This window comes from Kutzneria sp. NPDC052558 (genome assembly GCF_044547355.1).
Taxonomy (GTDB): domain Bacteria; phylum Actinomycetota; class Actinomycetes; order Mycobacteriales; family Pseudonocardiaceae; genus Kutzneria.
This window is the reverse complement of sequence record NZ_JBIUAG010000010.1, coordinates 89,686-102,090: the sequence shown is the minus strand read 5'-3', so window position 1 is coordinate 102,090 and position 12,405 is coordinate 89,686. Positions and strand designations below refer to the sequence as shown.

Below are 12,405 nucleotides of genomic sequence, written 5' to 3'. Positions count from 1 at the left end.
CGTCACTCGCCGGTTTCCGCCGCTTCCAGCGAGGCTCGCGCCGCGGCGAAGAACGGTTGGATCTCCGCTGCCTCCCACACAACGGGATGAGTGGCCCGCGACGCGACGCCCGGCAGCGCCCGGGTTCGCTCCACCGCCTCCAGCAGGGCCTTGGTCGTCACCTCCCGGTTGTAGCGCTCGGTGACCCACTTCCGGCCGTCGATGCGGGCCTGCTCCAGGTCGGGCCGGCGCACCAGGTCGAGGGCTTGGTCGGCCAGCAGCGCGGTGCGCAGGTCCGGCACCGCCCAGGTCCCCGGGGCGTCGAACAGCTCCGCGCCACCGCCCGAGGCGTACCCCGTGACCAGGCACCCGCTGGCCAGCGCTTCGGCGATCGGCAGGCCGAAGGACTCGCCCTCGGGCGATCCCATCGCGATGAACACCGAGGTCGTCGACATCAGCTCGGCGACCTGTCCGTGCGACAGGCCCCGGATCTCCCGCAGTTCCACGCCCGCGCATCTCGGGTCATTACGCAGCAGGCGCCGCAGCAGCACCGATTCCCCCGGACGCTTGCGGGCCATCCAGGCGATGCTCGGGGTTCGCACGTCCGCCGGCCCGAACAGCTCCGCGTCCACCGGATTCGGAATGAGCTGCGGACGCACGTGCGGAATGGCCCCGCTCAGCACATCCACGCTTTCCCTCGACACCGTCCAGATCGCGGTCTCGCCGGCCCAGCCCGGATAGTCGTCGACGTCCGGGCAGGCGACGAACGTCAGGAAGTACGCCTGGTTGAAGACGACCTTCCGGGCCCCGGGGGCCGGATCGCGGTGCGGCAGCACCTCGATCTCCGGGATCACCAGGATGTCGTCCTCGGCCAGGTCGATCTCCAGGCCGGACAGCGTGGGCACGTGATCGTCGAACCAGGTGTACCGGTATCCCGGCGTCGGTGTCCACCGATAGGCCTCGACGCCCGCGTCGACCAACAGTCCGACGTGTTCAGTGGCTATTCGAATTCCGCCCAATGGGACATCGAATTCACCGAGGGCATAGATGACCCTGCCACCCATATGACGCTCTCCCCGTTCCACGCGAAGGAAACCCGGGACAGCCACCGGATCGAGGGCGCGGACACCACCCCCGTCGCAGCGGCCCAGCGGATTCCCACGCCGGCGAACGCCAGGAGCAGTCGCACTCTCCCCGCGATCCCCGGCCCACCCACACGGCGTTGTGCGACCACCCGGACAACGCCGACGCTACGGCCACTCCCCGGGGAAAGGAAAGATGATTGAACATTCGTGCAATGTATGCGGGAGGGCTTCACCCTGGCTCCTGGACATCCGTCAGCGCAGCTGCACCCCCACGATGCACGTGTCGTCGTCGGTGTCGGCGTTGCTGTGGGTGAGCAGGTAGTCGATCCGCTGCTCCAGCGCGGCCTGGGCGCGCTGTGCGGTCTGCACGAGGTGGTGGAGCGACTCGTCGAGCTCGTGGCCCTTCCGTTCCACGAGACCGTCGGTGTACAGCACGAGAATGTCGCCGGAGTCCAGCTGAAGCTCGGCCTCCTCGTACGCCGACTCGCCGCGGGCGCCCAGCACGAGGCCGCGGGTCAGGGGCAGGCTGGTCGCGTCACGCTCGCGGATCAGCAGCGGCGGCAGGTGACCGGCGCGGGCCCACCGCACGGTCCTGGTGGCCGGGTCGTACAGGGCGCAGATCGCGGTCGCGAGCACGCGGTCGGTGAGGTCGTGGGCGACCTGGTTCAACCACGCCAACAACTGCGCGGGGCCGGCGCCGGTCGTGGCCAGACCACGCAGGGCGTTGCGCAGCATCACCATGCCGGTGGCGGCCGTGACGCCGTGCCCGGCGATGTCCCCGACGGACAGCAGAACCTGCTTGTTGGGCAGGACGACCGCGTCGTACCAGTCGCCGCCGACGAGGTACTCGGACTCGGCCGGCCGGTACCGTACGGCGATGTGCAGCCCCACAGCGTCGATCGGGCCCTGCGCGGCGGGCATGATGGCCCGCTGGAGCTGAAGCGTCAGCCGGTTCTGCTCGGCGACCTGCTGCTCGGCCTGGGCGAGCTGGTCGCGGGTGGCGGCGAGGGCGACCTCGGTCCAGTGCTGGGCGGAGATGTCCTGGTACGCGCCGCGGACGCCGACCACCTGGTCGTCCTGGCCGAGCACCGGTTCCACGATCACCCGGATGTGCCGGGACACCCCGTCCGGCCGGCGCAGCCGGAACGCGGCCGAGGCGGGCCGCCGGTGGTGCAGCACGGCCCGCAGCAGCCGGCCGATGGCGTCGGCGTCGTCGGGATGCGCGTGCTGGGCGATCTCGGCCAGCGGCACCGGCCGCGCGGTCGGCGCGAGCCCGTGCAACGCGAACAACTCGCTGTGCCACGTGGTCTCGCCGGTGAGCAGGTTCTCCTCGAACCCGCCCACGCGGACCAGGCGCTGGGCGTGGTGGAGCAGCGTGGCCAGCCGGGCCGCCTCGTCCTGGAGCCGCCAGATCAGCAGGACGTGATGGCCGTGCCGGGTGATGCTGACCGTGGCGGTCGAGGTGAGCCGGATCTGGTCGACCAGCGCGGTCAGCACCAGGCGATCGGCGCGTAGCGGTTCCCCGGTGGCGTAGACGTGTTCGACCTTGTCGAACAGCCCGCTCTCCCCCGCCGCGAGCGGGAAGGCCTCCAGCAGCAGCTCGCCGGCGATCAGTCCGCGGGGCCGGCCGGCCGGATCCTTGAACGACTCGTTGACGTGCAGGATGCGGAAGTCCACCAACGACCCCGCGTTGTCCAGGTGCGGCCCCAGGACCAGGGCCGGGTCCAGCACCCCGTCGGCGAGGTCGATCAGCTCGGCCGCCTCGCGTTCCACCGCGACGGCGACGCCCGGCCGACCAGGCGCGACCCCATCGTCCACAGTGGACGCGCACAGCTGGGCCAGCGCCTCGATCTGCCGCAGGATCCGCGACTGCTGCGGCGGCACCGGGTCGGGCCAGCCGACCTCCAGCACGCCGATGATCCGGCCGCCGCTGCCGACCGGGCAGACGATCCGGCCGCCGTGCGGCCCCGCGACCGACGGCAGGCCGGCCTCGGCGAGGTCGGCGAACTGCACGACGTCACGCTCCAGCAGCGCCCGTCTCGCCGCGGTGGCGACGCCGGGCGGCACATAACGCCAGCGCTGGGCTTCGACCGCGGCGATCCCGGCGCAGCCGGCCAAGGTCAGCGAGCCGTCGACGGCGGCGGCCCAGATGGCGACCGTGGTGACGCCGAGGGGCCGGAGCGCATGGGACAGCAGGGATTCCGCGACCTGTTGCACGTCGGCGGCGACGGCGGCGCCGCTTTCGGCCGTACGGAGCCGGACAACCGCACGCTGATCGGCGTCGTCGGGCCGAACCAGGTGCTGCGCGACCGAGCTGAGGCGGTCGTCGGCGGCCTTGTTGATGACCTGCACGGCCAACTCGAGCAGGGTCTGGCCCGATTCCTCGGCCAGCGCGGCCAACTGCTCGGCCGCCTGCTGTGGGCCGCAGCGCAGGCGCTCGACGAGCACGCCCTTGGCCAGCTCGATCAGGGCGCGCCCGTCCGCGGCGGCCTCGGCGCGTCGGATCTCGCGGCGCAGCCGGTCGACGGTCTCGGCCAGCCGGCCGGCGCCCGCGCCTTCGGCGGATGGTCCGGATGTGGTCATCTCAGCCCTGCAACCAGCGGTGGATGCGCGCGATCACGTCCCGCGTGTCCACCGGTTTGGTGACGTAGTCGTTCGCGCCGGACGCCAGGCTCTTGGCCCCGTCACCCGGCATCGCCTTGGCGGTCACGGTGATGATGGGCAGGTCGGCGTGTTCGGGCATGGCCCGGATCGCCGCCGTCGCGGAGTAGCCGTCCATCTCCGGCATCATCACGTCCATCAGGATCAGTTCCACCTCGGGGTGCGCGGCCAGCGCCTCGATGCCGGTGCGGCCGTTGTCCGCGTGCAGCACCCGCAGGCCGTGCAGCTCCAGGATGCTGGTCAGGGCGAAGACATTGCGCGCGTCGTCGTCCACGACGAGCACCGTCCGGCCGGCGAGCCGACCGTCGAGCCCGGCTTCCGGCGCCGGTATCGACGCCGGTTCCTCCTGGCGTACCAGGGGAAGCACGTCGCCTGGCTGCTCAGCGCTCAGGTGCAGCGCGACCCGCTCGCGCAGCTCGTCGAGACTCGCGATCAGCTCAACGGGCTGGACCTCGGCCTGCGCGGCGACGCCATGCTCCTGTTCCGAGGACAGCCGTCGTGTGCTGTGGGCCAGCACGGGCACGCCGCGCAGGCCCGGGTCCCCGTCGAGGGCCTGGAGGAAGCGCAGACCGGCCTGTTCGGGCATGTCGAGCTGGAGCACCACGCAGTGGTAGGGCTGCCTGGCCAGTTGGGCGGCGGCCTCTTCCGGGCCCACCGCGGTCGTCACCTCCACCGGCAGGTCCTGAGCCAGCACCTGGCCGTGGCCGAGGTCGGCCACCGCGCTCTGCGCCACCATGGAGAGCAGCCCCTGCTGCCGTTCCTCGATCACCAGCAGCCGCTTCGGCTGCCGGCCCGGGGCCGAAGGCGTCGGCGGCCGTGGCGCGGGCACGACCAGCGCGGGGTCCGGTTCTTCCGCGCGCACCACCGATTCGGCAGCGATGACGGGGTGGAAGTCGGGGCGCGCGACCGGCAGGTAGAGGGTGAACGTGCTGCCCTTGCCCAGGGTGCTGTGCGCGGTGATCGCGCCGCCCAGCAGCTGCGCGAGCTCACGGCTGATGGACAGGCCAAGGCCGGTGCCGCCGTACTTGCGGCTGGTCGTGCCGTCGGCCTGCTGGAAGGCCCCGAAGATCGTCTCCAGCTGCTGGTCGGCGATGCCGATGCCGGTGTCCACCACATGGAAGGCCAGCGCGGAGCCGTGTCGGCGCACGGCCGCCGGCAGGTGCGCCGGGTCGGCCGGTTCGATGCGCAGCTCCACGTCGCCGGTCTCGGTGAACTTCACCGCGTTGGACACCAGGTTGCGCAGGATCTGCCGCAGCCGCGAGTCGTCGGTGAGCAGCTCGACCGGAACCCCGGTGGCGGTGGTGATCCGGAAGCCCAGGCTCTTCTCGGTGGTCAACGGCCGGAAGGTCGCGTCGACGTAGTCCAGCAGCTGGCGCAGCGGCACCTGCTCCGGGCTGATGTCCATCTTGCCCGCCTCGACCTTGGACAGGTCCAGGATGTCGTTGATCAGCTGGAGCAGGTCCGAGCCGGCCGAGTGGATGATGCCGGCGTACTCCACCTGCTTGGGCGTCAGGTTGCGGTTCGGGTTCTGGGCCAGCAGCTGGGCCAGGATGAGCAGGCTGTTGAGCGGCGTGCGCAGCTCGTGGGACATGTTGGCCAGGAACTCGGACTTGTACTTGGAGGCCAGCGCCAGCTGCTGGGCCCGGGTCTCCAGCTCCTGGCGGGCCTGTTCGATCTCCAGGTTCTTGGTCTCGATGTCCCGGTTCTGGCTGACCAGCAGCGCGGCCTTCTCCTCAAGCTCGGCGTTGGACTGCTGCAGTTCCTCCTGGCGGGCCTGCAGTTCCTGCGACCGGGTCTGCAGCTCGGTGGTCAGCCGCTGGGACTGGCCGAGCAGCTCGTCGGTGCGGGCGTTGGCCATGATGGTGTTGAGGTTGACGCCGATGGTGCCCATCAGCTGTTCCAGGAAGGCCCGCTGGATCGGGGTGAACTGGTGCGCCGAGGCCAGTTCGATCGCCCCCAGGACCTGGCCCTCCACCACGATCGGCAACACGATGACGGTGCGGGCCGCGGTCCGGCCGAGTCCGGAGGAGATGGTCACGTAGTCGGCCGGCGCGTCCTCCAGCGCGATCGTGCGCTGGCTGCGCGCGGCCTGGCCGACCAGCGACTGCCCCCAGCGGAACCGGGTCGGCCGCCCGTCGCCGGCCAGGTCGTCGGGATGCCCGTACGAGCCGATCAGGCGCAGCATCGGGGCGGGATCGGCCTCCTCGGTGAGGTAGAAGGCCCCGTACTGGGCCCCGACCAGCGGCGTCAGCTCGTCCATCACCAGGTCCGCGACCACGGCCAGGTCCCGCCGTCCCTGCATGAGGTCGGAGATGCTGGCCAGGTTGGACTTCAGCCAGTCCTGCTCCTGGTTGGCGCTGGTGGTCTCGCGCAGCGACTGCACCATCGAGTTGATGTTGTCCTTGAGCTCCGCGACCTCGCCGGACGCCTCGACCGTGATGGAGCGGGTCAGGTCGCCCTCGGCGACGGCGCTGGTCACCTCGGCGATGGCCCGCACCTGCCGGGTCAGGTTGCCGGCCAGCTCGTTGACGTTCTCGGTGAGCCGCTTCCAGGTGCCGGACACGCCCTCGACCTCGGCCTGGCCGCCCAGCCGTCCCTCGGTGCCGACCTCGCGGGCCACCCGGGTGACCTCGTCGGCGAAGGCGGACAGCTGGTTCACCATCGTGTTGATGGTGGTCTTGAGCTCCAGGATCTCGCCGCGCGCGTCCACGTCGATCTTCTTGGACAGGTCGCCCTGGGCGACGGCGGTGGTGACCTGGGCGATGTTGCGGACCTGGTTGGTGAGGTTGTTGGCCATCGAGTTGACGTTGTCGGTGAGGTCCTTCCAGGTGCCGGCCACGTTGGGCACCCGGGCCTGGCCGCCGAGCTGGCCCTCGGTGCCGACCTCGCGGGCGACTCTGGTCACCTCGTCGGCGAACGCGGACAGCGTGTCGACCATCGTGTTGATCACGCCGGCCAGCGCCGCGACCTCGCCCTTGGCCTCCACGGTGATCTTCTGCGACAGGTCGCCCCTGGCCACCGCCGTCGCCACCTGGGCGATGGACCGCACCTGGCCGGTCAGGTTGGACGCCATCACGTTGACGTTGTCGGTCAGGTCCTTCCAGGTGCCGGACACGCCGCGAACCGTGGCCTGACCGCCGAGATTGCCCTCGGTGCCGACCTCGCGGGCCACCCGCGTGACCTCGTCGGCGAAGGCCGAGAGCTGGTCGACCATCGTGTTGATGGTTTCCTTGAGCTCCAGGATCTCGCCGCGGGCGTCGACCCGGATCTTCTGCGACAGGTCGCCGCGGGCCACCGCGGTGGTGACCTCGGCGATGGACCGCACCTGCGCGGTCAGGTTGTCGCCCATGACGTTCACCGACTCGGTGAGGGCCTTCCACGTGCCGGACACGCCCTTGACGTCGGCCTGCCCGCCCAGCCGGCCTTCGGTGCCCACTTCGCGAGCGACCCTCGTGACCTCGTCGGCGAACGCGGACAGCTGGTCGACCATCGTGTTGATGGTGTTCTTCAGCTCCAGGATCTCGCCCCGCGCGGTCACCGTGATCTTCTGCGACAGGTCGCCCTTGGCCACCGCCGTCGCGACCTGGGCGATGGACCGCACCTGGTCGGTCAGGTTGCCGGCCATGAAGTTCACCGAGTCCGTGAGGTCGCGCCACGTCCCCGACACGCCCTTCACGTCGGCCTGGCCGCCGAGGCGGCCGTCGGTGCCGACCTCGCGGGCCATGCGGGTGACCTCGTCGGCGAACGCGGAGAGCTGGTCGACCATCGTGTTGATGGTGTTCTTCAGCTCCAGGATCTCGCCCTTGGCGGTCACGGTGATCTTCTGCGACAGGTCGCCCTTGGCGACGGCGGTGGTCACCTGGGCGATGTTGCGGACCTGGTCGGTCAGGTTGCCGGCCATGAAGTTCACCGAGTCGGTCAGGTCCCGCCAGGTTCCCGACACGCCCTGCACGTCGGCCTGGCCGCCGAGCTGGCCCTCGCTGCCGACCTCGCGGGCCACCCGCGTGACCTCGTCGGCGAACGCCGAGAGCTGGTCCACCATCGTGTTGACGGTTTCCTTCAGCTCCAGGATCTCGCCCTGCGCGTCGACGTCGATCTTCTGGGACAGGTCGCCCCTGGCCACCGCGGTGGCGACCTGGGCGATGTCGCGGACCTGGCTGGTGAGGTTGCCGGCCATGGCGTTCACCGAGTCGGTGAGGTCCTTCCACGTGCCGGACACGCCCGGCACCTTGGCCTGGCCGCCGAGCCGCCCCTCGGTCCCGACCTCCCGGGACACCCGGGTCACCTCGGAGGTGAACAGCGACAGCTGGTCGACCATGCCGTTGAAGACGCCGGCGATCTCGCCGAGCAGACCCTGCGCGTCGTCCGGCAGGCGCGTGCCGAAGTCCCCGTCCCGCACCGCCGTCAGGCCCACCAGCAGCTGACGCAGTTGTGGTTCGCCGACCTGCGCGACTTCGAGCGTCGCTCCGCTCATCGCCATCCTCGTTCCGCTCGCCGCCGACCGCCGGGCGCGCCGGCGTCGCGGAAAAACGACGTTTCTGCTGGGCAGAATGCGCATCACCGCCCCGCCCGCGCGCGACTGGAAAGCGCACAGGCCGAGGCGGTCCCGCCAGCTGGCTGCTGAACCAGCAGAACCGTGGATGACAGCAATCCAGACGTGTATATCACCAGGCGCGGCGAGGCCGCGCGCGAGCGCTCAGGAGCCCACGGCCTCGGCGACCGACCTGGTGATGGCCAGCAGCTGGTCCAGGCCGGTGATCTGGATCGGGCGCAGCACCTGGTGGCCGGTCGCGACCACGCGCAACGGCGTGCCCCGGTCGGCGCACAGCTCGTGGTGGGTGACCAGCAGCGCCAGGCCCATCGAGGCGAGGAACCGCACACCGGTCAGGTCGAGCACCACCGGCGCCGGCGGCACGGCGACGGCCTCGGCGGCCCGCAGCCGCTCGTCGAGCCGGTCCTTGCTGACCATGTCGATCTCCCCGCGGACGTGCACCACCACCGCCGCCCCGGCGAACTCGGTGTCGACCCAGAGCACGGGCGCGTCTGCTCGCGAGCTGGTCTCGCTCATCCTTCGGGGCCTCCGGTCCCTTGACGTCCTCCAAACCGTAGACCGATGCCCCCGCCGCCGCTGATCGACGGTGGGCCTGCGTGCCTGGACCGAATGCGCGATTATGTCCGCGGTGCCCGGGTACTCGGCGCTGAGCACAGGCCGTGACCGGCAGTGAACGCGAACAGGTGGTGCACGTGGCCGAATCGGCCGCCCTAGGCTCCGAAGACACCGACTCCGAGGATGCGCCTGCCGTCGCGGACCTGCTCCTCACCGGACACCCCGCCGTCGCCGAGGCCTTGAGCCGGGCCCGGGAGCAGCTGACCGCCTGGGCGAGGTCCGCCGGCCTGGACGACGAGCAGGTCGACGACGCGGCCCTGGCCGTCTACGAGGCGATGGCCAACATCGTCGACCACGCCTACGAGCAACCGGGCGGCACCTTCGACCTGCACGCCTGCCGCTGCGGCGACCTGGTCACCGTCACCGTCGCCGATCGCGGCCGTTGGAAGCCGCCCGAGAGCGGCGCCCCGAACTGGCGGGGACGAGGGCTGCTCATCATGGAACGCGCCACCTCGGCGTTGGATGTGAGTCGCCACGCAATGGGCACCACGGTCCGCATGAGCTGGCTGGCCAGCACGAGCGACCAGCCCTAGACACGGTGGACCAGAGGGCCACGCCGCCGCATGGCCTTGGTCCACCGCGGTGGTCTCAGGGCTGGAGCAGGACCTTGACGGCCCCGTCCCGCTTCTGCTGGAACATCTGGTACGCGGCGGGGGCCTGGTCCAGCCGAACCCGGTGCGTGGCGAAGGTCTCCACGCCGAGCGGGTCGCCGTCCACCAGCAGCGGCAGCAGCTCGTCGACCCAGCGGCGCACGTTGGCCTGCCCCATCCGCAGCTGGATCTGCTTGTCGAACATCCGCAGCATCGGCATCGGATCGGTCATCCCGCCGTACACGCCGGCCAACGAGATGGTCCCGCCGCGCCGCACGATGTCGATGGCCAGGTACAGGGCGTGCAACCGGTCCACACCGGCCCGCTTCATGAGCCAGGCCTGGATCCCGTCCGGCAGCAGGGCAGTCATCTGCTGGGCCAGCTGGGCGTTCGGCGAACCGTGCGCCTCCATGCCCACGGCGTCCACCACCGCGTCCGGGCCCCGCCCGTCGGTCATGTCCCGGATCGCCGCGACCAGTTCGGGCTCACGCAGATCCACCGCCTCGACGCCGTTGGCCCGCGCCCGGGCCAGCCGCTCCGGCACCAGGTCGACGCCGATCACCTTGCCCACGCCCCGATGCTGCGCGACACGGCACGCCATGTCGCCGATCGGCCCCAGGCCGAGCACCACCAGGCTGCCGCCCTCGGGCACCGCCGCGTATTCGACGGCCTGCCACGCCGTGGGCAGCACATCGGACAGGTACACGAACCGGTCGTCCGGCGGGCCGTCCGGGACCTTGATCGGCAGCGTGTTGCCGAACGGCACCCGCAGGAACTCCGCCTGCCCGCCGGGAACCTGCCCGTACAGCTTGGTGTACCCGAACAGCGCGGCGCCGCTGCCCTGCTCGTGCACCTGGGTGGTCTCGCACTGCGAGTGCAGCCCCTGTCCGCACATGAAGCACGTCCCGCAGGACACGTTGAACGGCACCACCACCCGGTCCCCGGGCCGCACGGCGGTCACCTCCGGCCCCACCTCCTCCACCACGCCCATCGGCTCGTGGCCGAGGATGTCGCCCTCGTCCAGGAACGGCCCCAGCACTTCGTACAGGTGCAGGTCGGACCCGCAGATGCCGCTGGAGGTGATGCCGACGACCACATCCGTCGGCTGCTCGATCCGCGGGTCCGGCACGGTGTCCACCCGCACGTCACGCCGGCCGTGCCAGGTCACTGCCTTCATCGGCTTTCCCTTCCGGAGAAACGTTGTCAGCCCCGGCTACCCGGTGCGCCACCGGGCAACCGCCACCGATCAGGGGGTGTCCACGCTGGCCTGGCGTAGATCCAGTTCGCGCAGCATCCGCCGCAGCACCTCGTCGTCGATCTCGCCGGCGTCCCGGGCCGCGACGACGACCCGGCGCTCGACGTCCAGCATCGTGGCCAGCAGCCGCTGAAAGGCCTCAGCGCGGCCGCCGTCCTGCTCCTCGATCCACTCCTGGGCCGTGCCCTGGTGGTGCTCGGCCAGCGAGCGCAGCAGCTCCACCACCTGGTCGGGCGTGGGCTCGTCACTGTCGGACACCCGGCGGTCGAGCTCCTCGCCGGCGGCGGCGACGGCCTCGTGGCGCACCCTGGCCTCGTCGTCGGCGTCCGCGCGCTCCTCGTGCGTGGGCACCTTGAGCAGGCGGATCACCAGCGCCAGCGTCGAACCGTGCAGCAGCAGCGTGCCGACCGTGATCGCGAACGTCACGAACAGCACCAGGTCCCGGCCGGGCATCGACGGCGGCGTGGCGAAGGCGACGGCCAGCGACACGACACCACGCATCCCGGCCCAGGCCACCACCGTGGTCGCCTTCGGGTCCGGCGGATCCCGTCGACGCGTCAGCAACGCCGGCAGGTAGGCCACCGGGTAGACCCAGACCACCCGGACGGCGACCGTCACCGCCACCAGGGCGGCGCTCACGCCCACCAGCCGCCAGCTCGGCCCGGCGGCCCCGACGATGGCCGGCAGCTGAAGCCCGATCACGCCGAACACCACCGACTCCAGCAGCACGTCGACCGACCGCCAGACCGCGTTCTCCTGCAACCGGGTGGTGTGCCGGCCGTACGGGGCCTTGTGTCCCATGAGGACACCGGCCACGGCGACGGCCAGAATCCCGGACGCCTCGACCTGGTCGGCGAGCGCGTAACAGGCGAACGGCGTCGCCACGCCGATCGCGCTCTCCAAGACGCCGTCGCCGATGCGCAGCCGCACGTGGTGCACGGCGAAGCCGATCGCCGCGCCGATCAGGCCGCCGACGACAGCCGCGTACAGGAACGCCAGAATCCCTTGCCACCACGTCATCGCCGCGCCGGTGGCGACGGCGAGCGCGAGCTTCCACAGAGTCAGCGCGGCGGCGTCGTTGCCGAGGCTCTCCCCCGCCAGCAACACCATCGCCCGCCGCGGCACGTTCAGCCGGCGGCCGATCGCGATCGCCGCCACCGCGTCGGTCGGCGCGACCACCGCGCCCAACACCAGCGCCGACGCCAGGGGGAACTGCGGCAGCAGCAGGTGCGCGGCGACCCCGACCGCGGCCATGGTGGCCAGCACCGGGCCGACCGCGAACAGGGCGACCGGCCGCAGCATCGAGCGGATGTTGACGTACGAGCTGTCCAGGGCGGCCGAGTACACCAGCGGCGGCAGCACGAAGGCCAGCACGAACTCCGGCTCCAGCTGGAAATCGGGCAGCCCCGGCGCCAGCGAGACGGCCAACCCGACCGCCAGCAACGCCAGCGGCGGCGGAAGGCGCAGCTTCACGGCGACCGCGCGCACCGCGAGGGAGCCGGCCACCAGCGCCACCACCGCCAGCGGCGTCACCCCGAGGAACTCTCGGTCAGCAACCGCACCGGCTCGCCCTCCTTCGATGGCCCCGTCGAAGGCAGTACCCAGCGCCACCGGCGTTAACCCCCTGGCAGAACGGGTATCCGGCCGGCATGCGGTTGAGACGGAGCC

At 71.3% G+C, this 12,405-nt stretch carries 7 protein-coding genes; 1 reads left to right on the top strand and 6 read right to left on the bottom strand.

Annotated features, from left to right (window positions below):
* Window positions 1–2: 2 nt before the first annotated feature.
* From ACIG5F_RS19870 to ACIG5F_RS19855, 4 genes are all read right to left on the bottom strand, one after another.
* Window positions 3–959, bottom strand: a complete 957-nt coding sequence (locus ACIG5F_RS19870) for a hypothetical protein (RefSeq protein ID WP_396519362.1) — start codon at window positions 957–959, stop codon at window positions 3–5.
* A gap of 357 nt (window positions 960–1,316) precedes the next feature.
* Window positions 1,317–3,647 carry a GAF domain-containing SpoIIE family protein phosphatase gene (locus tag ACIG5F_RS19865; protein WP_396519360.1) on the bottom strand — a complete coding sequence of 777 codons (2,331 nt, stop codon included), beginning with the start codon at window positions 3,645–3,647 and terminating at the stop codon, window positions 1,317–1,319.
* A gap of 1 nt (window position 3,648) precedes the next feature.
* Window positions 3,649–8,199 (bottom strand): HAMP domain-containing protein, encoded by a 4,551-nt coding sequence (locus ACIG5F_RS19860; protein WP_396519358.1) that lies wholly within the window; start codon window positions 8,197–8,199, stop codon window positions 3,649–3,651.
* Between the two features lie 222 nt (window positions 8,200–8,421).
* On the bottom strand, window positions 8,422–8,793 hold the full coding sequence (locus tag ACIG5F_RS19855; protein ID WP_396519356.1) for an STAS domain-containing protein: 372 nt from the start codon (window positions 8,791–8,793) through the stop codon (window positions 8,422–8,424).
* Between the two features lie 143 nt (window positions 8,794–8,936).
* Here ACIG5F_RS19855 and ACIG5F_RS19850 point away from each other — a divergent pair, with 143 nt between their 5' ends.
* Window positions 8,937–9,425: an ATP-binding protein gene (locus ACIG5F_RS19850; protein WP_396519354.1), complete on the top strand. Its 489-nt coding sequence runs from the start codon at window positions 8,937–8,939 to the stop codon at window positions 9,423–9,425.
* 55 nt (window positions 9,426–9,480) lie between these two features.
* On the opposite strand, the gene ACIG5F_RS19845 is transcribed toward ACIG5F_RS19850, so the two are convergent.
* Complete coding sequence (locus tag ACIG5F_RS19845) at window positions 9,481–10,659, bottom strand: zinc-dependent alcohol dehydrogenase (protein WP_396519352.1); 1,179 nt, start codon at window positions 10,657–10,659, stop codon at window positions 9,481–9,483.
* A gap of 69 nt (window positions 10,660–10,728) precedes the next feature.
* Window positions 10,729–12,348, bottom strand: a complete 1,620-nt coding sequence (locus ACIG5F_RS19840) for a cation:proton antiporter (RefSeq protein ID WP_396519350.1) — start codon at window positions 12,346–12,348, stop codon at window positions 10,729–10,731.
* Window positions 12,349–12,405: the final 57 nt, after the last annotated feature.

Excerpts from the sequence above, each read along its gene's own strand:
- ACIG5F_RS19865 (WP_396519360.1), bottom strand. The coding sequence starts at position 3,647 with ATGACCACATCCGGACCATCCGCCGAAGGCGCGGGCGCCGGCCGGCTG.
- ACIG5F_RS19845 (WP_396519352.1), bottom strand. The coding sequence starts at position 10,659 with ATGAAGGCAGTGACCTGGCACGGCCGGCGTGACGTGCGGGTGGACACC.
- ACIG5F_RS19855 (WP_396519356.1), bottom strand. The coding sequence starts at position 8,793 with ATGAGCGAGACCAGCTCGCGAGCAGACGCGCCCGTGCTCTGGGTCGAC.
- ACIG5F_RS19860 (WP_396519358.1), bottom strand. The coding sequence starts at position 8,199 with ATGAGCGGAGCGACGCTCGAAGTCGCGCAGGTCGGCGAACCACAACTG.